Origin of the sequence: Aminobacter sp. LjRoot7 (assembly GCF_964252895.1) — a bacterium.
GTDB lineage: Bacteria > Pseudomonadota > Alphaproteobacteria > Rhizobiales > Rhizobiaceae > Aminobacter > Aminobacter aminovorans_B.
The window spans coordinates 475,187-498,130 of sequence record NZ_CAXUPX020000003.1; the positions used below are offsets into that span (position 1 = coordinate 475,187).

Here is a 22,944-nt window from a genome sequence, read left to right on the forward strand (position 1 = left end):
ATTTCAGCGGTTTGACCGCCAAAATGCCTGCTGCCAGGCGACTAGTCCCATCAGACGATGTTAGCGCTCTGCCCCTGTCCCATTCCTTGCTTCGATTGAAGAATTTGGCAGTGCCGAAACGGCAGCAACAAGCGGCGTAGTGAAATGAAGGCAGTGATCTGCAAGGAGTTCGCCCCAAGGGCGGAACTCAGGATCGAAGAGGTCCCGGAACCGGTGGCAAAGCCGGGCCAGGTGGTGATCCGCATCGAGGCGTGCGGCATCAACTTCTTCGACGGCCTGATGGTCGAGGGCAAGTACCAGACCAAGCCCGAACTGCCGTTCACGCCAGGCAGCGAAGCCGCCGGCGTCATCATTGCGGTCGGCGAGGGCGTCGAGCGCCTGAAGGTCGGCATGCGCGTCCTGGCCTTCGCCGGCATCGGTGGTTATGGCGAGCAGGTCGCGGTCGACGCCTGGAAGGTGTTTCCGATCCCCGCCGAGATGAGCTTCGTCGAGGCCGCCGGCTTCCTGATCACCTATGCAACCTCGCACCACGCGCTGAAGGATCGTGCGCAGATCAAGCCGGGCGAGACCCTTCTGGTCCTCGGCGCTGCCGGCGGCGTCGGCCTGACGGCGGTCGAGCTTGGCAAGCAGATGGGCGCGCGTGTCATTGCGGCCGCCTCCAGCGACGAGAAGTTGGCGCTATGCCGTGAACATGGTGCCGACGAGACGATCAACTATTCGACCGAGGACCTTCGCCAGCGGCTCAAGGAGCTGACCAACGGGCAGGGCGTCGACGTGGTCTATGATCCCGTCGGCGGCGGCATGACGGAGACGGCGGTGCGCGGGCTGGCGCTGTTCGGTCGCCTGCTGGTGATCGGCTTTGCTGCCGGCGACATCCCCAAGATCGCGCTCAACCTTTTGCTGCTCAAGCAGTCGGCTTTGATCGGCGTGTTCTGGGGCGCCTATGCACGCTCGGCGCCGGAGAAGAATGCCGAGAACATTGCCGAGCTGATGGACTGGTTCGCCCAGGGCAAGCTCAGTCCGCATATCTCGGCCGAATATCCGCTCGATCGTTTCGCTGAAGCGCTCGACGTCGTCATGGAGCGCGCCGTCAAGGGTAAGGTCGTGCTGGTGACAGGCAATTCAGGACATAGCAGGGAAGGAGTGCCGGCATGACCGAGCTGCTCGCAAAGACCGTTTCGGTCGCCAAGCAAGGCAACATTCTGGTCGCGACCGTCAACAATCCGCCGGTCAATGCGCTGTCGCATTCGGTCCGGGCAGGGCTGATCGAGGCTGTATGGACACTGGAAGACGATGCCGAGGCGCGCGCCATGGTCATCGTCTGCGAAGGTCGCACCTTCATCGCAGGTGCTGATATCCACGAGTTCAAGAAGCCGATGGTGGCACCGCTGCTGGGCGAGGTGATTGACACGCTGGACGGCGCAACCAAGCCGATCATAGCCGCCATCCACGGCACGGCACTTGGCGGCGGTCTCGAAGTGGCGCTCGCCTGCAGCTACCGCATCGCGCTCGAAGGCTCGAAGGTCGGCCTGCCGGAAGTCAAGCTCGGCATCTTGCCGGGCTCGGGCGGCACGGTTCGCCTGCCGCGCCTTGCCGGTGTCGAGCAGGCGCTGGCGATGATCAGCGAAGGCGGCCAGATTTCGGCACGCGACGCCCGCGAAAAGGGCATTGTCGACGAGGTTGTCTCGGGCGACCTGAAGGCCGCAGCCATCGCATTCGCCGAGAAGGTGATTGCCGACGGCGCCAGGCTGCGCCGCACCAGCGACCTGCCGGTGCCGGCATTCGACCCTGCCATCCTGGAAACCAGCCGCGCGGCATTGGCCAAGAAATACAAAGGCTTCAAGGCACCTCTTGTTGCGGTGGACCTGATCAAGATGGTCACCGAGACACCGGTCGCCGAGGCCATCGCGCTCGAGTATCAAACCTGCAAGGAGCTGCTGGTCTCGCCACAGTCCAAGGCGCTGCGCCACATCTTCGCTGCCGAACGCGAAGCGCTGAAGATCGACGGCGTCGATGCCACTGTGAAGCCGCGTAACGTAAGCAAGGTCGCCATCGTCGGCCCGGGCACGATGGGCCGCGGCATCGCCGCCTGCTTCCTCAACATCGGCATTCCGGTGACGCTGATCGGCCTCACTGACGAAGGCCTGGCCTCCGCGGTCAAGGCGATCGGCAAGATCTATGAAGGCAGCGTCAAGCGCGGCAGCCTGTCGACCGAAGAGATGGAGCGCCGTTTGGCGCTGCTGACCACCACGACGACCTATGACGGCATCGGCGATGTCGACCTGGTGATCGAGGCGGTGACCGAACAGCTCGACGTCAAGAAGGAGGTGTTCGCCAAGCTCGACGCCGTGCTGCGCGACGACGCCATCATCGCCACCAACACTTCGTTCCTCGACATCGAGGAGCTGGCTGGCTCGTCCAAGAACCCGGTGCGCGTCGCCGGCATGCATTTCTTCAACCCGGCCAATGTCATGAAGCTGCTCGAGAACGTGCGGGCGGCCAAGACGGCTCCCGACGTGCTCGCCACGACGACTGCGCTGGGCAAGCGCCTCGGCAAGGCGCCCGTGATGGTCGGGCGCTCCGAAGGTTTCGTTGCCAATCGCATGCTTTCCAAGCGCACGCGCGAGGCCCAGTTCCTGCTCGAGGACGGTGCGACGCCGCAACAGGTCGACCGCGTGCTAACCGCCTTCGGCTTCCCGATCGGCCCGTTCGCGCTGGCCGATCTCGCTGGCATGGACATCATGGCCGCAGCGCGGGCGGCGCGGGTCGCCCGCATGTCGCCGCGCGAGCAGCAGTGCAACATCGTAGACAGGCTGGTCGCAGCCGGCCGGCTCGGCCAGAAGTCGGGCGCGGGCTACTACGTCTATGACGAAAACGGCAAGGCTTCGCACGATCCCGCCGTCGACGAGCTGCTCGACGCACACCGTAAGGAACGCGGCTTCACCGCGCGCGCCATCACCGACGAGGAAATCCTCGAACGCTGCCTGTTTGCCATGGTCAACGAGGCGGCCAGGATCCTCGACGAGGGTGCGGCGGCACGGCCGGGCGACATCGACGTCATCTGGACCAACGGCTTCGGTTTCCCGACCTATCTGGGCGGCCCGATGTTTTATGCCGACCAGGTCGGCCTGCCGAAGGTCAAGGCGGCGCTCGACAAATATGCGGGCCTCGTGGGCGACCAATATTTCAAGCCAGCCGCGCTGATCGAGCGGCTGGTTGCCGAGGGCAAGGGCTTCTACGGCTGAGGCCGTATCCCGCCGAAACAAAATGAAGAACAGACGGACTAGGATGCTATGAACAAGGAAATGGACCTGAAAGCGGTCGTCGCCCAGCTGCGCGACGGCATGACGATTGGCTTTGGCGGTTGGGGTCCGCGGCGCAAGCCGATGGCGTTGGTGCGCGAGATCCTGCGCTCGGACCTCAAGGACCTGACGCTGGTCGCCTATGGCGGACCGGAAATCGGCATGCTGTGCGCTGCGGGCAAGGTCAAAAAGCTGATCTACGGCTTCGTCTCGCTCGATGCGATGCCGATCGAGCCCTACTTCCGCAAGGCGCGCGAAGCAGGCGCGGTCGAAGTCTCTGAGCTCGACGAGGGCCTGCTGCTGCTCGGCCTGCAGGCTGCCGGCCACAATTTGCCGTTCGCGGCGACACGTGTCGGCCTTGGCTCGGACGTCATGAAGTACAACCCGCACTTCAAGACGGTGAAGTCGCCCTATGACGACGGCGAAGCGCTGCTCGCCATGCCGGCGATCAAGCTCGACGTGGCGCTGATCCATGCGAGCCGCGCCGACCGCCTGGGCAACACCCAGACCGACGGTCCGGACCCGTTCTTCGATGGCCTGTTCGCCCGCGCCGCCGACAAGGTGTTCGTCACCACCGAAGTTCTGGTCGACCGTATCGGCGATGAATACTCAGACAAGGCCAAGTCGAACCTGTTCGAGCGCTGCCTGGTCACGGGCGTGGTTTCGGCACCGCTCGGCGCGCACCCGACGGCAGCGCATGATGCCTATGGCTGGGACATGGGCCACCTCAAGGACTACGCCGCGTCGGCTACCGAAGAGGGCGGCTGGCAGCGATATTTCGACCAATATGTGAAGGGCGACGAGGCCAGCTACGCCGCGAGTGTTGGCGGCGAAACCAAGATCCGCACCCTGCCGCTCCCCATTTTCTGATCGGACACGACATGACGACTGCAAAAGAATTCACTCTTGCCGAACTGATCGTAGCTGTCGGTGCACAGGCCTGGGCCGCTGATGGCGAGGTTCTTGCCACCGGCATCGGCCCGCTGCCGCGGCTTGCGGCCGGCCTTGCCAAGCTGACCTGCGCGCCCGGCATCATGATGACGGACGGCGAGGCTTACCTCGTCGAGGACCCGATTCCCCTCGGACCGCGCGGCGACTACAAGCCGAAGCTTTCCGGCTGGATGCCATACAGCCGTGTCTTTGACAGCGTCTGGAGCGGCCGCAGGCATGCCATGGTGACGCCGGTGCAGGTCGATCGCTACGGCCAGGGCAACATCTCGGCACTTGGCGGCGAGTTCCAGAAGCCGAAGGTCGCCATGCTCGGCGTCCGCGGCTTCCCCGGCAACTCGATCTGCCACAAGAACTCTATGTTCCTGCCCAGCCACTCCAAGCGCACTTTCGTCGAAGGTGAGGTCGATGTGGTGGCAAGCGTTGGCTACAACGCCAAGAACTGGCCGGAAGGTGCCAAGCCTGCCGACGTCAAGCTCGGCGTGGTCATCACTGACCTCTGCGTGTTCGACTTCAACGGTCCTGATCATGCCGCTCAGGTGCTGTCGCTGCATCCTGGCGTTACCTTCGAGCAGGTGCAGGACGCGACCGGCTTCCCGCTGATGCGCGCCGAAGACATGACCACCACGGCAGCGCCGACCGAGGAGCAGATGGCGATCATCGCTAGACTCGACCCGCACAATGTCCGCGCCACCGTGCTGAAGGGTAATCCTCCCGGCGTCCGCGCCGCGTGACGACATCGCCGCCGGCAGTTGTTTGCCGGCGGCTCTTCCTTGGAATGGCAGTGGCGGACGCAAGATGGACTTCGAATACAGTGACAAGACAAAAAGCCTGCTCGAGCGGCTCAATGCCTTCATGGACGAGCATGTCTATCCCAATGAACGCCGCTACCACGAAGAGGTCGAAGCCGACCGCTGGGGCCATCCACCTGTCCTCGAAGAACTGAAGGCCAAAGCCAAGGCGGCCGGGTTGTGGAACCTGTTCCTGCCGGATTCCGCGCACGGCGCGGGGCTGACCAACACCGAATACGCACCGCTGTGCGAAGTCATGGGCCGGGTGCATTTCTCGTCGCAGATATTCAACTGCTCGGCGCCCGACACCGGCAATATCGAGACCATCGAGCGCTACGGCACCGAGGCGCAGAAGGCGCGCTGGCTGCCCGGCATGCTCGACGGTTCGATCCGCTCTGCCTTCGCCATGACCGAGCCCGACGTCGCATCGAGCGACGCGACCAACATCCAGAGCTCGATCGTCCGCGACGGCGACGGCTACGTCATCAATGGTCGCAAGTGGTGGATCTCGGGCGTCGGCGACCGCCATTGCGAATTGCTGATCTTCATGGGCAAGACCGATCCCAGTGCCGCCAAGCACCTGCAGCAGTCGATGATCCTGGTGCCGATGGACACGCCAGGCATCAAGGTGCTGAGGCCGATGACCGTGTTCGGTTATGACGACGCGCCGCACGGCCACATGGACATGCTGTTCGAAAACGTTCGGGTGCCGGCAACCAACATGCTTCTGGGCGAAGGCCGCGGCTTCGAGATCGCGCAAGGCCGCCTCGGGCCTGGCCGGATTCATCATTGCATGCGCCTGATCGGCCTGGCCGAACGCTGCCTGGAACTGATGTGCCGGCGGGTGAAGAGCCGCGTCGCCTTCGGGCGGCCGATCGGCGAACAGTCGGTGACGCTCGAGCGGATCGCCGAATCCCGCATCATGATCGACCAGGCCAGGCTTCTGACGCTGAAGGCCGCCTACATGATGGACACCGTCGGCAACAAGGCGGCGCGCGCCGAGATCGGCATGATCAAGGTGGCGGCGCCGAACATGGCCTGCAAGGTCATCGACTGGGCGATCCAGGCGCATGGGGCTGCCGGCGTGTCGCAGGACTTCGTGCTCGCCAACTACTATGCGCATGCCCGCAAGCTGCGCTTCGCCGATGGTCCAGACGAGGTGCACCGCAACCAGATCGGGCGCATCGAACTCGCCAAATACCTGGACTGAGCGGGGAGGCGCGCCATGGATGCCAGCCGTTTTGTCGGCACCGAGCCGCTCGCCGCCGACAGCAAGATCGACGTCGCGCGCCTGCACGCCTACCTCAAGGCCAGCATCGACGGCTGCGAGGGCAAGCTCTCGGTCGAGCGCTTCCGCGGCGGCCAGTCCAACCCGACGATGCTGCTGTCGTTCGACGGCAAGCGCAAGCTTGTGCTGCGCAAGAAGCCTGATGGCAAGCTGTTGCCGTCGGCCCACGCCGTCGACCGTGAATTCCTTGTGATCAGTGCGCTGCGCGACAGCGACGTGCCTGTCGCCGGCGCGCGGCTGCTCTGCGACGACGAGAGCATCGTCGGTGCAATGTTCTACGTCATGGATTTCGTCGAGGGGCGCTCGTTCTGGGCGCCGGCCTTGCCCGAGCAATCACCTGAAGAACGCAAGGCCATCTATCTCGAGATGAACCGCGTCGCAGCCGCTCTCCACACCACGGACTACAAGGCGGTCGGGCTCGAGGATTTCGGCAAGCCGGGAGATTATGTGGCGCGCCAGGTGGCGCGATGGTCCAAGCAGTATCGGGCGTCCGAGACCGAAACCATCGAGGCGATGGACCGGCTGATCGAATGGCTGCCCGGCAACATCCCGCCTGAAACACGGACATCGCTGATCCATGGCGATTTCCGCATTGACAACATGATCTTCCATCCGACCGAGGCGCGGGTGCTGGCTGTCGTTGATTGGGAGCTGTCGACGCTGGGTGAACCGATGGCCGATTTCGCCTATCACATGCTGACCTGGCGCCTGCCCAACCAGCCCTATCGTGGCCTGGGCGACCTGGACATCGGCGCTCTGGGCATTCCTGACGAGCGCAGCTATCGCGACGCCTATCTCAGGGCAACCGGGCAGGACGGCGTGTCGGATCGGCATTGGTACGCCTATCTCGCCTACAGCCTGTTCCGCGTTGCCGGTATTCGCCAGGGCATCATGAAACGCGTGGTCGACGGCAATGCGGCGAGCGCGCATGCCCGCGAAGCCGGCGCGCTGGCACGGCCGGTGGCCGAATTCGGCTGGCACTACGCCGAACTGGCGATGAAATCATAAGGGAGGATGGACATGAGCGGATTGTATCCGGCCGAGGGAGCGGCCATCGTCATCGGCGGCAGCGGCGGCGTTGGCGCCGAGATCTGCCGGGTGCTGGCGCGTGATGGCTGCGACGTGGCGCTGACCTATCACAGCAACCAGGCCAAGGCGGAAGCTGCAGCCGAGGCCGTTCGCGGCGAGGGGCGCAAGGCCTCCACCCACAAGCTCAACATCGAGGATGTCGAGGCAACCCGCGCCTTCATCGACGGCGTGGCTGAAGCCAATGGCGGCATCCATACGGTCGTCTATGCAGCCGGTCCGCTGGTGCCGCTGATCCATCTCAGCAAGATCGAGCCCGAGCAGATGCGCAAGCACCTGATGCAGGACGCCTTCGGCTTCTTCAACGTCGTTCATTTCGCCATCCCGCATCTGCGCAAGACGCGCGGCTCGATCGTCTCCTGCCAGAGCTCGGCGCAGTATCGCTTTGCCGCCGCCGACGGCCTGTCCGTCGTGCCGAAATCGGCGGTGCATGCGCTGATGAAAGGCGTGGCCAAGGAAGAGGGTCGCTATGGCATTCGCTCCAATGGCGTGGCGCTCGGCATCATCGAGACCGGCCAGCACACCGAGCTCAGCAAGCTCGGCTACATCGACGACAAGTACATGCAGGCGGCGGCCATGGCCACGCCGCTGCGCCGCAACGGCAAGGCGATCGACATCGCCGAGGCCGTGTCGTTCCTGGCGTCGAGCCGCGCCGGATTCATCTCTGGTGAAGTCATCAATGTCGACGGCGGTTATCACGTCTGACCGCTTCTGCGGCGCGGGCTCCATTGCCTGCGCCGTCGCCTCCTACGCATCGGCTTTCGCAATCGATGTGTGTCACGGACCGGCCGTTAGTCTTTTCAGACGATGTTCGGCCGCCCCGTCGCTCCTAGCAAGTAGTTGGAAAACTTCGGTTCCGGGCGCTGCGCAGCAGAAAATGTCCTGCGCGTTGCCTGCCTGGTTCCCTGCCGAAAACAACTGTTCTGGAGCAATCCTTTGCGCGAAGCCGTCATCGTTTCCGTCGCCCGTACCCCCATCGGCAAGGCCTTTCGTGGCGCCTTCAACGACACCGAGGCGCCGGCGCTGTCGGGCCACGCGGTGCGCGAGGCGGTCGTTCGCGCCGGCATCGCCCCCGATGCCGTCGAAGACGTCATCATGGGCTGCTCGGCCCAGCAGGGCACGCAGGGCTACAATATCGGCCGCCTGACCGCGGCGGCGGCGGGACTGCCCGACAGCGTGCCCGGCATGTCGATCGATCGCATGTGCTCGTCGGGCCTGATGGCCGTGTCGATCGCAGCCAAGCAGATCATCGTCGACGGCATGGAAACGATCGTTGCCGGCGGTGTCGAATCGATCAGCCTGACCCAGAACAAGCACAAGAACAGCTACCGCTCGCGCTCGCAGGCGGTGACCTCGCAGTGGCCGCACATGTACATGACGATGATCGAGACCGCCGAGATCGTCGCCAGGAAATACGGCATCAGCCGTGAGGCACAGGACGAGTTCTCGCTCGCCAGCCAACTGCGCACCGCTGCCGCCCACCAGGCCGGCCGCTTCGATGACGAGATCGTGCCTATGGCGTCACGCAAGATGGTGGTCAACAAGGACACCAACGAGACCAGCTTCCAGGACGTGACGCTGGCGCAGGACGAGGGTTTCCGCGCCGACACCAATCTCGAGGGCCTGGCCAAGCTGAAGCCGGTCTTCGCCGACGGCGAGGTGATCAAGCTGGGCGAATACGTCACCGCCGGCAACTCGTCGCAACTCTCGGACGGCGCGGCCGCACTGGTGGTGATGGACGCAAAGCGTGCCGAACAGCTCGGCCTCAAGCCGCTGGGTGCCTATCGCGGCATGACGGTCGCCGGCTGCGCGCCGGAGGAGATGGGTATCGGGCCGATCTTCGCGGTGCCAAAGCTGTTGCAGAAGCACGGCCTCAAGGTCGACGACATCGGTCTGTGGGAACTCAACGAAGCCTTCGCCAGCCAGGCCGTCTATTGCCGCGACACGCTCGGCATCGACCCGGAAAAACTCAACGTCAATGGCGGCGCCATTGCCGTCGGCCACCCGTTTGGCATGACCGGCGCGCGCACGGCCGGCCACGTGCTGATCGAAGGCCGCCGCCGCGGCGTGAAATACGGCGTCGTCACCATGTGCGTCGGTGGCGGCATGGGCGCTGCCGGCCTGTTTGAAATCTTCAACTGATCGAGCAGAGTAAAGAGACAGGAGCGTCCTGTGCGTCCGAATGGTCGCGCGGCGATTCTTGGGAGGGACGATGACCGTAGCCGATCTCGGACTTGCACAGAGGGTAAAGCCCATCCTGGGGCCGGCAACCCAGCTCGGCTTCGTCGTCCGCGACATCGAGAAGGCGATGCGTCACTGGATCGACGTCTTCGGTGTCGGTCCCTTCATCTTCATGGAACGCGGCGTCAGCCAGCCGGTCAGCACCACCTGGCATCGCGGCCAGCCCGTCGAGGTCGAACTGCGGCTCGCCTTCGGCTACATGGGCGACGTGCAGATCGAGCTGATCGAGCAGACCAACGACGCTTCGTCACCCTATACGGATTTCCTAGCGGCCGGTCGCGAAGGTTTGCAGCATCTGGGCTTCTGGGTGCATGACCATGCCGAGGCGACCGCTCGTGTCGAGGCTGCCGGCTACGAGCGCGACTACGAGATCCGCGTCGCCGGCCAGGACGAGTCGATCCTCTATTATCGCTCGCCTGATCTCTACGGGCCGATGTTGGAGATCGTGCCGCCGATGTGGCGCCGGTCGCGCCAGGCGGTGCTCGACCACATCCGCGCCTACGCCGGCACCGATCCCATTATCCGTTTCGACACCTACAGCGCCTTCATCCAGCACGCCGGCGTGAAGTTCGACTGATTTCCAGGAAACTGCTGTCAGACGCGGCCGTCGGGAACAAACCGGCGGCCGTTTGCTATTTGACCAGCTTTTCCAGCTCGTCGATTTGCTGGCGCAGGCCCGATATGGTCTGGCGCACGGCTTCGGCATCGCGCGGCTGGTCGTGGTGGGCACGCAGGCCGGCTAGCGCCATGTCGGCAATGATCTCGCCGATCTCCTGGGGAGTCTTGGCACCCGCGGGCGAGTACCAGCGCGAGGTCCAGTTGGCCATGCCGATCACCGCGAAGGCGGTCACCTTCGGATCGACGGTGCGGAACTCGCCTGACGTGATGCCGTCGGAGATGCAGCGGACGTAGAAGTCGTAGATGTGGCGGCGACCCTGGTTGTAGAGCGGGCCGAGCGCCTCGGGGATCTGGGTTTCAAGCCGCGACAACAGGATGAAGCGCGAGCCGGACGACAGGCGGCGGACGATGCCGTCGACGATGGCGCGGCGCAGCCTCTCGGTAGGCGACAGGCCCGGTTCGGCCATCAGTTCCTGCAGGCGGTGTGACGGCGTCAGCGCTTCCGACTCAACGAGTGCCGCAAGCATCTCTTCCTTGTTGCGGAAGTAGTGGTAGACGGCCGAACGGCCGAGGCCGAGCGCCTGGGCGATGTCGTTGATGCTGGTCTGGACATAACCCTTGCTGTCGAACAGCTCGGCGGCGATGTCGATCAGCTGTTCACGCACCAGCTCCTTGCGCGGATTTGTCGAGGCGCGGGCCGAGCCGTCGCGATCGAGATATTCTGCGCCTGCGCCGCCATCCATCTGTGCCATACGCGCTATCCTGCTCAAGGCCACAACTCCGCGCTTTGGATACTCGACGCCGCGTTCGACAACCGGGGGTCGAATCGCCCAAAGCCCTGGCTACTGGCCGGATCGAATATAATACGGTTCGCGTTTCTGTAAGCCTGCCGCGATGCAGGATTTTTGTCGTCAGGCATCAGTGTCATGATCTGGTTTCACCGGCCTCGCCTGAGATCGGCTGATAGAGCGGGGCGCCGAACAGCGGACGGCGCGACTCGGGTAGGCGCCCATCGGCATCGGTGATGCCGTAACGGCTCGCGAGTTCGGTCGAATAGAAGGTACCGCCGCTGAGTGTCATGGCGTCACCGGCGGCATGGATCGCCGCCAGAACGCGACCGATGAAGAACGGCGTCTCGATATGTGGCAGGTTGCCGGCACTGTCGCCGACCACGCCACCGGCAGCGATGCCGGCCAGTGTGCGCTCGGTGCCGATCAAGCCCGGCCACAGTGAAATCGCGGCGACGTCGAAGGGGCGCAGCTCATGCGCCATGTCATGGGCCAGCTTGTCCTGGCCGGCCTTGCCGACGCCATAGGGCAAGGCGTGGCGGTAGATCTTGCCACCGGGGCCGGAGGTGTTGGCGATCAGGCCGGAGCGCTGGCGGACCATGATGGGGGCGGCGAAGTGGCTTGCCGCATAACTCGAGCGCAGGCCGACATCGATCATGTCGCGCCAGAGCGACAGCGGACGCTCCCAGAAATTGCCGTCGGGCACGGCCCAGTCGGGCATGGCGAAGGCGTTGTTGACGAGCAGGTCGAGACGCCCCCGTTCGGCGTCGACGCGCTTGAACAGGGCTTCGGTCTGGCTGTCATCTAGGTGGTCGCAAATGGCGACGATGCCCTGGCCACCGACCTTGTCGATCGCCTCGGCTGTATCGCGGACTGTCCCGCCCCACGGGCCGATTGCTTTTCTGTCGCTACGGCCGGTGCAATAGACGGTGAAACCCGCTTCACCGAGCGCAATGGCGATGCCGCGGCCGAGGCCCCGGCTGGCGCCGGTGATGACGGCGACCGGCCTGTTTTGGGTGCTACTCAATTGGGCTTCCTCTGGTAGCCGAGGCCGAGCGGCTGCTGGTTGCCGGCCAACGTTTCGCCGAAGGCAGCGGCGACCGCCTCGTAGCTCCAGTCGCCTTCCAGTACCGGGTCGGCGATCAGCGGATGGGTGACGAAGGACAGTTGCTTGCCGGCGATGCGGACGACCTGGCCGTTGATCTTTTCGGCGGCATCGGAGAGCAGGAAGCTGACGACAGGCGCATTGACGTCGGCGTCGGGCAGGGCGGCATAGTGCACCTCGCGGCTTGCCGCCTGCTCGGCCATCAGCGCCTTGTTCTGGGCGGCCATTGCGGTTTCTGCCAGCGGCGACAGCGCGTTGACGCGCACGCCGGTGCCGCGCAGTTCCATGGCCCAGCTGTAGGTGAGGGACGCCACCCCGCCCTTGGTGGCGCCATAGCCGCCAAGCGCGACGTCGCCGGCCTGGGAGCCAGAGGCGACATTGATGATCGAGCCACCCTTGCCGGCGGCGAGCATGCGCCGCGCCGCATGGCTGGCGCAGGCCGCGGTGCCGATGAGATTGATCTCGACCATGCGACGCATGTCCGCCTCGGTGAGGTCGAGAATCTTGCCGATGCGGAGGATGCCGGCATTGTTGACGATGCCTGAAACAGCGCCGAAAGCGTCGATGCAGGCGTCGACAAGCGACTGGGCGTAGCTCCAAGACGAGATGTCGCCGGCATGCGCAACAGCTTTGCCGCCGGATGCCACGATCGATTTGACCGTCGACTGCGCGGCCTCGGCGCTGATGTCGTTGATGACGACCGCGGCGCCCAAGCGTGCGGCATGGCGCGCATAGGCTGCGCCCAGCCCAGATCCGGCGCCGGTGATGACCACCGACTTGCCCTGAAGTGTATTCATTTCGTGTCCTCCCGGCCGGTCACCATGGATGGGCCAGCTCAGACGGGCATCCCACGTTCGGACGATGCCAGCGCAGGCGCTTGCTTGGGGCTGGGCACCAGTGGAACGTGGTCAGGCGTCGCCTTTCACGCCGCTCGACAAAAGGTCACGTGCCTCGGCCTGGCCGTTGAGCAGGCGGTTGATGCGGTTCTGGACGCGCCAGCCCCCGGACGTGCGGATGAGTTCCCAGCGGTTGGCGCTGGCGCGTTCGACACGCCAGTGGTCGCCCTGGTTGAGATAGACGCGCGAGTAGCCCGTCGCCACGGCCCTGTCTCCGTCAACGGTGACATGAGGCATGCTCAGCACGTGGGCGCAGCCGTCGGCGACGTAGTGGATATGTGGCTCGATGTTAACCAGAGACCCGACCTTTTCTGCGCCGACCAGCGGGTCGCCGCCAAAGTCATAAGAACCATCCTTGGCCCAGAGCGAAGCGGTGGCAGCGCCGGTGCGGCTGTCGACCGAAGGACCGTAGGTGGCGATGAGCTGATAGATGGCAAGCTGATCTTCCAGCCCTTTGATGCGCGCTTCCAGCGCCGCAAACCGCGCTTCGATGTCAGACATTTCCCGTCCTCCGGCTGCCGTTGTCGGTCCATAGCTGCTCCACCCGACGTGCCCGCCATCGTTCGTTTGGAGGATGAAGGCAATTTCGTCTGACGCGACGGTGGCCCGACGTCAGGGGAGGATGGGATGGATTTTCTGGATCGGATCGCCGCCGAGCACGAATGCGCCAAGCTGGTGCAACGGTACTGCATCCTTGTCGACGACTACAGGCACGAGGAACTGATCGCGCTGTGGGCGCCCGACGGCTTGTGGGAAACCTGGAAGGGGCCACTCAAGGGTCATGCCGAAATGCGCGCCTATCTCGACGCCAAGGCGCAGACCGACACCACGATACACATGGCCCACAACATCGTTATCGACGTGATCGATGAAGACAATGCGAGCGGCGTTGCGACCTTCACCTACCATGGCATCAGCCGCGACGATCCGAAGGCGACGCTGCCGCGCGTCGTCGGGCGCTATTTCGACCGCTTCGTCCGCACCCCTGATGGCTGGAAGTTCGCCCACCGGCGCACCGACATGACCTTCCGCGCTGGCTGAAAAAGGCCGTGCACTTAATTTGAAATGAAGAGACAGACATGACTGATACCTCACTCGCCGGCATGGCGAATTCCTTGCTCGGCAAGGTCACCCTGATCAGCGGCGGCGGTGCCGGCATCGGACGCGCCATCGCGCTGGCCTTCGGGCGCTGTGGGGCCATAGTCGTGGTGGCGGAGAAGGACAAGGGCAGCGCCGACAAGGTGCGGGCCGAACTCGACGCCGCCGGTGTCTGCAACGTCGTCGTCTGCGCCGACGTGACCGATGGGGCTGCCGTCGATCAGGTCATCGGGCGAGTCAAGGACGGCTTCGGCCGCCTCGACGTACTGGTCAACAATGTCGGCGACTTCCTTGGGGTCCACAAGCCGTTTGCCGAAACGACACGAGCTGAGTGGAGCGCGCTCTACGGCGTCAATCTCGAACACATCTTCCTGATGACGCATGCGGCGCTGCCTTTGCTGCGCCAGGGCGAGAATGCCAGCATCATCAACATCTCAACCATTGAGGCCTTCCGCGGCATTCCCAATTTCGCCGTCTACAGCGCCTTCAAGACCGCCATCACGGGCTTCACCAAGAGCCTGGCGCTCGAACTCGCGCCCGAGAACATCAGGGTCAACGCGATCGCACCGGAGACGACGGAGACCGAGCAGATCCAGATCCTGAAATGGATTCCCGAGGAGCACCAGCACATGGTCAAGCGTTGGATACCGCTTGGACGTTACGGCCAGCCTGATGATGCGGCGGGTGCTGCGCTGTTCCTGGCATCGCCGCTGTCGAGCTGGATTACCGGCACGACCATCAATCTCGACGGCGGTGCGCTCGCCGCGGGCGGATGGCGACAGACAGCGGATGGCACTTGGACGAACCGTCCCGTCATCACCGGACACGCCCACAAGGGTTGATCTCAGCGCGCCGACATTGCGGTCGGCACGTCCTTCACAACGTTCAGCCCACCGTCTGGGCGCCGTCGATCACGAGCACGGCGCCGGTGACGAAACAGGCCTCGTCGGAGGCGAGGTAGGCGAAGGCGCTGGCGATGTCCTCCGGCTCGCCGCTTTCCTTGCCGGCGAGCTTGGGCGGCTTGACCATGATGTCGGGGTCCTGGTCTTCGATCGGCTGCAGGCCGGTGCCGATTTCGGTGCGGACACGGCCGGGGCAGATGGCGTTGAAGCGGACGCCCTTGGGCGCATACTCCGTCGCCAGCGATTTGGTCATGGCGATGATACCGGCCTTGGAGGCGGCATAGGCTGCGGCATAGGCGATGCCCTGCAGGCCGGCGGTCGAGGCCGTCGACACGACATTTCCACGCGAGGCAATGAGCGCCGGCAGCGCCTGATGCACGATATGGAAGACGCTTTCGAGGTTGATGCCGAACACCAGCGACCAGTCGTCGCCGGTCTGGTTGGCGAAATGATCGCGCCGGTAGATGCCGGCATTGTTGATCAGGCTGTCGAGGCGGCTGTGCAGCGCCAATGCGTCATCGACCATCCGGCGCGCCGAAGCCTTGTCGGCAGCGTCATAGGCAAGCGCGTCGGCGTGGACGCCGTATTGCTCGCTGGCTATGGCGCAGACTTGCCTGGCGCCTTCGACATTGCGGTCGGCGAGGATCACTGTTGCACCTTCCGATGCCAGGCGGAGCGCGGTGGCGCGGCCGATTCCGGATGCCGCGCCGGTGACCAGCACCACCTTGTTGTCGAAACGCTTGAGCCCCATAGTCGCCTCCAGTGCAATGCACGACCGCTTCGCGCCGGCCGTCTCAGCCGAGTAGACTAGGGCGGGCCAAGCACCAGCATCCCACATTTGGACGATGTTGCTGGCGCTGGCCGGTGGCATCCGGCATGAAGCGCTTTCGTCAGCGCCTCAGGTGCAGCAGCACCGCTCAATCCGTGTCCGACAGGTCCGCATGCTAGAATTCACACCAGACCAGCAGATGATCCGCGAGGAGGCCCAGCGCTTCTTGCGTGAGCAATCTTCTTCCGAAGCGATCCGGCGGGTCGTCGACAGGGGCGTTAGCCATGACGCCGCGCTGTGGGCCAGCATTTCGCGGGAACTCGGCTGGTGCGCGATGGCGATCCCGGAAGAGTTCGGCGGACTGGGGCTCGGCGCCACCGAAGTGTCGATCCTGATGGAACTCACAGGTGCACGCCTTGCCTGCGTGCCCTTCTGGTCGACGGTGTGCCTGGCGGCACCGCTTTTGCAGTCGGCCGGAAGCGAGGCTGCCAAGGCGACATACCTTGGCGCCATTGCCGCGGGCGAAATGGCCGTGACCGTCGCCTATGCCGATCTTTCTGTGGCCGATCCGGCGGCGACGGTTGCGGTCAAAGCTACCAGGACCGATGGCGGTTACAGGCTGGATGGCAAGGTCGCGCAGGTCATCGATCTAGAGGTAGCAGATGTCGTGCTTGTGCCGGCTGAGCTGGAAGGAGCAACGGCGCTGTTTGCGCTGTCGCGCGAGACAGGTCAGACCTTTACGCCGCTGAAGGTGCTCGATGGAACGCGCCCGATTGCGACGCTCGAACTGGCGATCGAGGTTACCGCCGAAAGCCGTATCGATGACGCACACGTCAGCGCCGACCAATTCCAGCAGGCGCTGGCCTTTACCAATCTCGGCCTTGCAGCAGAACAGCTGGGCGCAGCGCAGGGTGCGCTTGATGTGACGCTCGCCTATATCGCCGAGCGGGTCCAGTTTGGGCGAACCATCGCTTCGTTCCAGGCGATCAAGCACCGCTGCGCCGAGTTGGTGGTCGACGTTGCCGAGGCGCGGTCGCTGGTCTTCGGAGCCGCCCAGGGTTTGGGCACCTCCGACGCAACTGAGAGCGCGCTGGAGATCGCGGGAGCACGTGTGCTTGCCTCCGACCTCCAGTTCCGTGCCGCGGAAGAAGCGATCCAGCTGCATGGCGGCGTCGGCTTCACCTGGGAGTACGAGCCGCATCTCTATTTCAAGCGCGCGCAGGCGAGTGCTGCCTTGCTCGGCTCGCGGGAAGCCCAACTCGACCGCATTGCCGCATCTGTCTTCGGCGACGGAGGCGTGAAATGAGCGACCTGAACGCATTCCGCAGCGAAGTGCGCGAGTGGATGGCAAGCCATCTCACCGGCAAGTTCACTGAACTGAAATATCGCGGCGGCTCGGGCGAGGGCGATGTCCTACCGGAACTGCGCAAGGAGTGGGAACGCGAGCTGGCTGCCGGCCGCTGGACCTGCCCGGGCTGGCCTGCCGAACACGGCGGACGCGGACTGTCTGTCGCCGAGCAGATCGCCTTCCAGGAAGAATACAGCCGCGCCGGCGGGCCCGGCCGCATGGGCCATATCGGCGAAGGCCTGATGGGTCCGACGCTGATCGCCTTTGGCACCGAGGAGCAGAAAAAGCGCTTCTTGCCCGGCATCCGCAGCGGCACGGAGTTCTGGGCTCAAGGCTATTCCGAGCCGAGCGCCGGTTCGGATTTCGGCAACATCAAGACCCGCGCCAAGCTCGATCCAGAGACCGGCGATTGGATCGTATCGGGTCAGAAGGTGTGGACCTCGCTTGCGCACCTGTCCGACTGGATCTTCGTCGTGGCCCGCTGCGAGGAGGGATCGCTCGGCCGCAACGGCCTGATCTTCCTGCTCATGCCGCTCGGCCAGCCGGGCGTCGAAATCCATCCGATCAAGCAGATCGGCGGCGGCGCCGAGTTCAACTCGGTGTTCTTCGATAGCGCGCGTGCCAAGGCCGAGGACGTGATCGGGCAGCCCGGCGACGGCTGGAAGATCGCCATGGCTCTGCTTGGCTTCGAGCGCGGCATCTCGACGCTCGGCCAGCAGATGAGCTTCCAGCAGGAGCTCGACCTGATCGTCGAAATCGCCAAGTTGAACGGCTCCGACCGCTCGCCCGCCATCCGCCAGCGCATCGCCTATGCCTGGACTGGCCTGCGCGCCATGCGCTACCTCGCGATGCGCGTGCTCAGCGACGACCAGTCGGCGGAAACGCGCCGCGAGGCCCTGACCTACAAGTACCAGTGGTCGAACTGGCACCGCGATCTCGGCCGCCTCGCCATGGACGTGCTGAAGATGGACGCCAACATCGTCTCCGACGATCCGCGCCGCGAACGCCTGCAGCAGATGTTCCTGTTTGCGCGCGCCGACACGATCTACGGCGGTACCAACGAAATCCAGCTCAACATCATTGCCGAGCAGGGGCTCGGCATGCCCAGGGAGCCGCGCGGCAAGCTGTAAGAGGCAAGGACGCGCCTGGGCCAGGGAGGAAATTTGGCATGGGCATCAGGGAGGCAGATCTTCAGGAGATCGCAGCGCGCGAGGCGCTGCGGCGGCTGGTGACGGCCTATTCGCGCGCCGTCGATCGGCGCGATTTCAAGCTGTTGCGCAGCCTCTATCACGACGAGGCCTACGAGGAGCACGGCGACATGTTCGTGGGCGGGCCGGACGAGTACATGGCCTTCGTCGAGAAGGCGCTGTCTAACTACGCCGCGACCGCGCATTACGTGGTCAACACCAGCTTCGAGGTCGATGGCGATCGCGCCGAGGGCGAGGTCTACAAGATCAACTATCACCGCACGCACGGGCCTGACGCCCACGAAGTGATTACTGGCAGCCGCAGCCTCGACCGCTACCAGCGCGACGACGGCGAGTGGCGATTCCTCGGTCGCTCGATCACGCTCGACTGGTCGACCAGGCGTGCCGTCGATGCAGACGCCTACAAGGATTTCGCCGCCGGCAGCCCGCCCGGCCACCCGGGACCAGACGACCTGTCCTACCGGGCACTGACGCTTTTCGGCCGCCACGGCTGAACCCAAACCAGTTTACAGACCAGGATTTCCTGAGGGAGGAAAACATGACTGACCAGAGACAATTCGCCGGCAAGATCGCCGTTGTGACCGGCGCCGGCAATGGCATCGGTCGCGCGGCGGCCATTGCCTACGCTCAGGAGGGCGCCGATGTTGCGATCCTCGACCGCGAGGCCGAAGCGCTGGCCGAAACCGCCGAGTTGGTGCGCGCTCACAAGGTCAAGGCGCTGCCGCTGGTGGGCGACATGATGAACCAGGAGGTGGTCGTCGACAGCTTCGCCCGCATCAAGCGCGAACTTGGCCCGGTCGACATCCTGCTCAACAACATCGGCCAGACTGCGCGGGAAAACTACTCGGAGTTCTGGCAGGCCAAGCCTGAGACGCTGCAGTTCGTGGTTGGCGTGTCGCTGATGACCACGCTGACCTGCACGCGCCAGGTCGTCGAGGACATGCGTGAGCGCCGCTCGGGCAAGATCGTGTCGATCTCGTCGGACTCGGCGATGAATGGCGACATCGGCACCGTCGACTACGCCTCGGCCAAGGCCGGTGTGCTCGGCTTCACCCGTGCGCTCGCCCGCGAGCTCGGGCCGTTCAAGGTCAACGTCAACGCCGTGTGCCCCGGTCCGACCAACACGCGCGCCATGCAGCGCATCCCCAAAGATGCCTACGAGCGGGCCAAGAACATGATCCCGCTTGGCGAGCTCAGCGAGCCGGAAGACATTGCAAACGCAGTGATTTTCCTGTCGAGCGAAAAGTCGCGCTTCATCACCGGCCAGACGCTGATGGTCAACGGCGGACGCGTCTTCTACTGATCGTTTTCGTTAGTTCATTCAGACGATGTTCCACTTTGTGCGGCGCATCATTTGAAACAAGACAGTGCGATCGCCCAAGGCTTCTGCAGGGGCGGTCGCCGGAACTTCCAGCGAGAGAGAATGCCCATGAGCCTGCATACCGTTTTGTGCGAACGCCTCGGCAGCCGCTACCCGGTGGTGCAGACGGCCATGGGCTGGGTTGCCGACGCAAACCTCACGGCCGCGACCTGCAATGCCGGCGGCTTCGGCTTCTTCGCCGGCGCCACCACCGAGCCGGGCGACGTCGAGAACCAGATTCTCGCCATCAAGTCGAAGACCGACCGTCCGTTCGGCGTCAACTTTCACATGTTCCAGCCCAACGCCGAAGAAGTCATCTCGGTGGTCATCAAGCACAAGGTGCGCGCCGTCAGCTATGGCCGCGGACCTGACGCCAAGACCATTAAGCGGTTGAAAGATGCTGGCGTTGTCTGCATGCCGACCGTGGGTGCGGTCAAGCACGCGATCAAGGCTGTCGAACTCGGCGCCGACATCATCACCGTTCAGGGCGGTGAGGGCGGCGGCCACACAGGTGCCGTGCCGACGACCATCCTGTTGCCGCAGGTGCTCGACGCGGTGAAGGTGCCGGTCGTTGCTGCCGGCGGCTTCTTCGACGGACGCGGCCTTGCCGCAGCGCTCAGCTACGGTGCCGCCGGTATCGCCATGGGCACGCGCTTCCTGATGACCAAGGAATCGCCGGTTCCGCGCTCGGCGCTGGATCGCTACCTCGCCACCAAGGACCCGACGCTGATCCGTACCACGACTGCCGTCGACGGCCTGCCGCAGCGCTTCATCGAGAACGCCGAGATCAGGCGCCTCGAGAGCATGAGCCTGCCGGCACGGCTTGCGATGAGCATGAAATATGCCCGCCAGTGGGGCAAGGAGAGTGGGCTTGGCCCGATCGCCATGGCCAAGCTCGGCCTCAAGGTGCTGTCGAGCGGCGAAAACAGCTTCGCCCAGACAGTGATGGCGCCGAACTTGCCGACGCTGGTGCAGCGCGGCGTGGTCGAGGGCAACACCGAAACCGGCCTGCTGCCTTCTGGCCAGGCCGCTGCCATCATCGACAAGCTCGAAAGCTGCGAAGAGCTGATCGCCCGCATCGTCAGCGAAGCGGAAGCGCGGCTCAGGGCCGTCTCGGCGCTCGTCGCCACCAACTGATTGGAGAATTCGATGAGCGACCAATTCTGGACCAAAATCGAGGACGGCATCGCTGAACTGGTGATCGAGAACGCGCCTGTGAACGCGCTCGACAGCATCGGCTGGCGCAAGCTGTCGCAGAAGATCGACGCGCTCAACGCCAATGCCGATGTGCGCGTGATCGTCATTCGCGCCGAGGGCAGGGGTTTTTGCGCCGGCGTCGACATCAAGGAACTGCAGAAGCATCCCGAGCGCATCCCCGAAGTGAATGCCGGCAACTGGGAGACGTTCCGCGCCATCCATCGCGGCCTGAAGCCGGTGATCGTGGCCGCCCACGGCTACATTCTCGGCGGCGGCATCGGCATCTGCGGCTCGGCCGACATCATCGTGTGCTCGCCTGACGCGACTTTCGGCGTGCCCGAGGTCGACCGCGGCGCGCTTGGCGCTGGCGCGCATCTGCAGCGCCTGTTTCCGGTGCAGAAGGTGCGCCAGATGTATTTCACCGGCGAGCCGATCGACGCGGCAGAGGCCTATCGCCTCGGCGCGGTCGAGAAGGTCGTGCCACGCGAGGAGCTGCGCGACGCGGCCATCAAGCTCGCCAGGACCATTGCCGCCAAGAGCGGCATCATGATCCGCCTCGCCAAAGAAGCGCTGAACGGCATCGAGGACGGCGATCTCGAGAAGAAATACCGATGGGAGCAGGGTTTCACGGCCCAGGCTTACCTGACCCAGGAATCGCAGGAGGCGCGCGACGCCTTCGTCGGCAAGCGCGACGCCGACTTCAAGAAGTAACCAGACCAGGACGCCCCGACATGACCGCCACCAAGATCCTTCCCGTTCCGCCCTATGTCGAAGGCCATGGCCTGCTCAAGGGCCGCTCCGTGCTCATCACCGCGGCCGCCGGCGTCGGTATCGGCTTTGCCGCCGCCCGCAAGGCGATCGAGGAAGGCTGCCGTGCCATCATGATCTCCGACGTCCATGAGCGTCGCCTGGCGGAAGCGGCCGAGAAGCTGCGTGAATTCTCGGCTACCGTCGAGATCTACAGCCAGCTCTGTAACGTCACCGACGAAGAGCAGGTGCAGGCGCTGGTGGATGCAGCCGAGGACAAGCTCGGCGGTATCGACGTGCTGATCAACAATGCCGGCCTCGGCGGATTGAAGCCCGTGGTCGAGATGACCGACCAGGAATGGAACCTGGTGCTCGACGTGACACTGACCGGCACGATGCGCATGACGCGTGCAGCACTCAAGAAGATGCAGCCGCGCGGCAAGGGCGCCATCGTCAACAACGCCTCCGTGCTCGGCTGGCGCGCCCAGAAGGGCCAGTCGCACTATGCCGCGGCCAAGGCCGGCGTCATGGCCTTCACCCGCTGCTCAGCTGTGGAAGCAGCCGAATACGGCATTCGCATCAACGCGGTGTCGCCGTCGATAGCCATGCACGACTTCCTCAAGAAGTCGGCGCCACAGGAACAGCTCGACGCGCTGACCAGCCTCGAAGCCTTCGGCCGCGCGGCGGAAGTGTGGGAAATCGCCAACGTCATGATGTTCCTCGCCAGTGACTATGCCGGCTACATGGTCGGCGAGATCGTTTCCGTCTCCAGCCAGAGGGCCTGACGATGGGGCTCGTCTTCTCCTCGCCCAACGAGGCGGTGGATGCCATCGGCCAAAACCTCGGCGCGACCGACTGGCTCACCATCGACCAGGCGCGCATCGACATGTTCGCCGAGGCGACCGGCGACCACCAGTGGATCCATGTCGATCCGGTTCGTGCCAAGGGCGGCCCGTTCGGCGGCACGGTTGCGCATGGCTGCCTGACATTTTCGCTGATCAACGGCTTCCTGCCCGACCTGTTCATGGCCGAAGGCATGAACATGGGCATCAACTATGGCTGCGACCGGCTGCGCTTTCCCGCACCCGTGCCGGTGAATTCGCGCGTTCGTGCGACTGGCGAGCTGGTCAACGCCGAGTTCCTGCCCGGCAATGCCGTGCAGACGACGGTGCGCGTGACCATCGAGATCGAAGGTTCGGCCAAGCCGGGCTGCGTCGCTGACATGGTCGGCCGCTACTACTTCTGAGGCGCC

Annotated in this window: 24 protein-coding genes; 19 read left to right on the plus strand and 5 right to left on the minus strand. The window is 64.5% G+C overall.

The features are described from left to right. Positions 1-144 precede the first annotated feature (144 nt). The 9 genes from ACSQ3E_RS11910 to ACSQ3E_RS11950 all read left to right on the plus strand — a co-directional run bounded on the left by ACSQ3E_RS11910 (position 145) and on the right by ACSQ3E_RS11950 (position 10,233). On the plus strand, positions 145-1,155 hold the full coding sequence (locus tag ACSQ3E_RS11910) for an NADPH:quinone oxidoreductase family protein (protein ID WP_436122848.1): 1,011 nt from the start codon (positions 145-147) through the stop codon (positions 1,153-1,155). Continuing rightward, entirely contained in the window at positions 1,152-3,245 is a 2,094-nt protein-coding gene (locus ACSQ3E_RS11915; protein WP_436122849.1) for a 3-hydroxyacyl-CoA dehydrogenase NAD-binding domain-containing protein, read from the plus strand. The genes ACSQ3E_RS11910 and ACSQ3E_RS11915 overlap by 4 nt, the downstream gene beginning before the upstream one ends. Before the next feature lie 48 nt (positions 3,246-3,293). Continuing rightward, positions 3,294-4,172, plus strand: coding sequence for a CoA transferase subunit A (locus ACSQ3E_RS11920; RefSeq protein WP_436122850.1), 879 nt, complete (start codon positions 3,294-3,296; stop codon positions 4,170-4,172). A gap of 11 nt (positions 4,173-4,183) precedes the next feature. After that, the gene (locus ACSQ3E_RS11925) at positions 4,184-4,984 is read left to right on the plus strand and encodes a CoA-transferase subunit beta (protein ID WP_436122851.1); all 801 of its coding nucleotides are present in this window, start codon (positions 4,184-4,186) and stop codon (positions 4,982-4,984) included. 64 nt (positions 4,985-5,048) lie between these two features. Continuing rightward, positions 5,049-6,251, plus strand: a complete 1,203-nt coding sequence (locus ACSQ3E_RS11930) for an acyl-CoA dehydrogenase family protein (protein WP_436122852.1) — start codon at positions 5,049-5,051, stop codon at positions 6,249-6,251. 15 nt (positions 6,252-6,266) lie between these two features. Next, positions 6,267-7,337, plus strand: coding sequence for a phosphotransferase family protein (locus tag ACSQ3E_RS11935; protein WP_436122853.1), 1,071 nt, complete (start codon positions 6,267-6,269; stop codon positions 7,335-7,337). Between the two features lie 12 nt (positions 7,338-7,349). Further along, the gene (locus ACSQ3E_RS11940; RefSeq protein ID WP_436122854.1) at positions 7,350-8,120 is read left to right on the plus strand and encodes an SDR family NAD(P)-dependent oxidoreductase; all 771 of its coding nucleotides are present in this window, start codon (positions 7,350-7,352) and stop codon (positions 8,118-8,120) included. 231 nt (positions 8,121-8,351) lie between these two features. Continuing rightward, entirely contained in the window at positions 8,352-9,557 is a 1,206-nt protein-coding gene (locus ACSQ3E_RS11945) for an acetyl-CoA C-acyltransferase (protein ID WP_436122855.1), read from the plus strand. A gap of 70 nt (positions 9,558-9,627) precedes the next feature. Next, entirely contained in the window at positions 9,628-10,233 is a 606-nt protein-coding gene (locus ACSQ3E_RS11950; RefSeq protein ID WP_436122856.1) for a VOC family protein, read from the plus strand. A gap of 55 nt (positions 10,234-10,288) precedes the next feature. On the opposite strand, the gene ACSQ3E_RS11955 is transcribed toward ACSQ3E_RS11950, so the two are convergent. The 4 genes from ACSQ3E_RS11955 to ACSQ3E_RS11970 all read right to left on the minus strand — a co-directional run bounded on the left by ACSQ3E_RS11955 (position 10,289) and on the right by ACSQ3E_RS11970 (position 13,564). Then, entirely contained in the window at positions 10,289-11,026 is a 738-nt protein-coding gene (locus ACSQ3E_RS11955) for a TetR/AcrR family transcriptional regulator (protein ID WP_310318831.1), read from the minus strand. A 172-nt stretch (positions 11,027-11,198) separates the two neighbouring features. Next, positions 11,199-12,089: an SDR family NAD(P)-dependent oxidoreductase gene (locus tag ACSQ3E_RS11960; RefSeq protein ID WP_436122857.1), complete on the minus strand. Its 891-nt coding sequence runs from the start codon at positions 12,087-12,089 to the stop codon at positions 11,199-11,201. Continuing rightward, the gene (locus ACSQ3E_RS11965; protein ID WP_436122858.1) at positions 12,086-12,964 is read right to left on the minus strand and encodes an SDR family NAD(P)-dependent oxidoreductase; all 879 of its coding nucleotides are present in this window, start codon (positions 12,962-12,964) and stop codon (positions 12,086-12,088) included. The genes ACSQ3E_RS11960 and ACSQ3E_RS11965 overlap by 4 nt, the downstream gene beginning before the upstream one ends. Positions 12,965-13,075: 111 nt before the next feature. Continuing rightward, positions 13,076-13,564, minus strand: coding sequence for a nuclear transport factor 2 family protein (locus ACSQ3E_RS11970; RefSeq protein ID WP_436122859.1), 489 nt, complete (start codon positions 13,562-13,564; stop codon positions 13,076-13,078). 126 nt (positions 13,565-13,690) lie between these two features. Here ACSQ3E_RS11970 and ACSQ3E_RS11975 point away from each other — a divergent pair, with 126 nt between their 5' ends. Further along, complete coding sequence (locus tag ACSQ3E_RS11975) at positions 13,691-14,104, plus strand: nuclear transport factor 2 family protein (protein WP_436122860.1); 414 nt, start codon at positions 13,691-13,693, stop codon at positions 14,102-14,104. A gap of 38 nt (positions 14,105-14,142) precedes the next feature. Beyond that, positions 14,143-15,003, plus strand: a complete 861-nt coding sequence (locus ACSQ3E_RS11980; protein ID WP_436122861.1) for an SDR family NAD(P)-dependent oxidoreductase — start codon at positions 14,143-14,145, stop codon at positions 15,001-15,003. A 43-nt stretch (positions 15,004-15,046) separates the two neighbouring features. On the opposite strand, the gene ACSQ3E_RS11985 is transcribed toward ACSQ3E_RS11980, so the two are convergent. Beyond that, the gene (locus tag ACSQ3E_RS11985; RefSeq protein WP_436122862.1) at positions 15,047-15,814 is read right to left on the minus strand and encodes an SDR family NAD(P)-dependent oxidoreductase; all 768 of its coding nucleotides are present in this window, start codon (positions 15,812-15,814) and stop codon (positions 15,047-15,049) included. A gap of 190 nt (positions 15,815-16,004) precedes the next feature. Here ACSQ3E_RS11985 and ACSQ3E_RS11990 point away from each other — a divergent pair, with 190 nt between their 5' ends. The 8 genes from ACSQ3E_RS11990 to ACSQ3E_RS12025 all read left to right on the plus strand — a co-directional run bounded on the left by ACSQ3E_RS11990 (position 16,005) and on the right by ACSQ3E_RS12025 (position 22,938). Beyond that, positions 16,005-17,138 carry an acyl-CoA dehydrogenase family protein gene (locus ACSQ3E_RS11990; RefSeq protein ID WP_436122863.1) on the plus strand — a complete coding sequence of 378 codons (1,134 nt, stop codon included), beginning with the start codon at positions 16,005-16,007 and terminating at the stop codon, positions 17,136-17,138. Beyond that, positions 17,135-18,310 carry an acyl-CoA dehydrogenase family protein gene (locus ACSQ3E_RS11995; RefSeq protein WP_310318855.1) on the plus strand — a complete coding sequence of 392 codons (1,176 nt, stop codon included), beginning with the start codon at positions 17,135-17,137 and terminating at the stop codon, positions 18,308-18,310. Before ACSQ3E_RS11990 ends, ACSQ3E_RS11995 begins: the two co-directional genes overlap by 4 nt. Positions 18,311-18,348: 38 nt before the next feature. Next, the gene (locus tag ACSQ3E_RS12000; RefSeq protein WP_436122864.1) at positions 18,349-18,882 is read left to right on the plus strand and encodes a nuclear transport factor 2 family protein; all 534 of its coding nucleotides are present in this window, start codon (positions 18,349-18,351) and stop codon (positions 18,880-18,882) included. A gap of 44 nt (positions 18,883-18,926) precedes the next feature. Further along, positions 18,927-19,691 (plus strand): SDR family NAD(P)-dependent oxidoreductase, encoded by a 765-nt coding sequence (locus ACSQ3E_RS12005; protein WP_310318860.1) that lies wholly within the window; start codon positions 18,927-18,929, stop codon positions 19,689-19,691. A gap of 126 nt (positions 19,692-19,817) precedes the next feature. Beyond that, entirely contained in the window at positions 19,818-20,885 is a 1,068-nt protein-coding gene (locus ACSQ3E_RS12010) for an NAD(P)H-dependent flavin oxidoreductase (protein WP_436122865.1), read from the plus strand. 12 nt (positions 20,886-20,897) lie between these two features. Continuing rightward, positions 20,898-21,656 (plus strand): enoyl-CoA hydratase family protein, encoded by a 759-nt coding sequence (locus tag ACSQ3E_RS12015; RefSeq protein WP_436122866.1) that lies wholly within the window; start codon positions 20,898-20,900, stop codon positions 21,654-21,656. A gap of 20 nt (positions 21,657-21,676) precedes the next feature. Continuing rightward, positions 21,677-22,477: an SDR family oxidoreductase gene (locus tag ACSQ3E_RS12020; protein WP_436122867.1), complete on the plus strand. Its 801-nt coding sequence runs from the start codon at positions 21,677-21,679 to the stop codon at positions 22,475-22,477. Between the two features lie 2 nt (positions 22,478-22,479). Continuing rightward, complete coding sequence (locus ACSQ3E_RS12025) at positions 22,480-22,938, plus strand: MaoC family dehydratase (RefSeq protein ID WP_436122868.1); 459 nt, start codon at positions 22,480-22,482, stop codon at positions 22,936-22,938. Positions 22,939-22,944 lie beyond the last annotated feature (6 nt).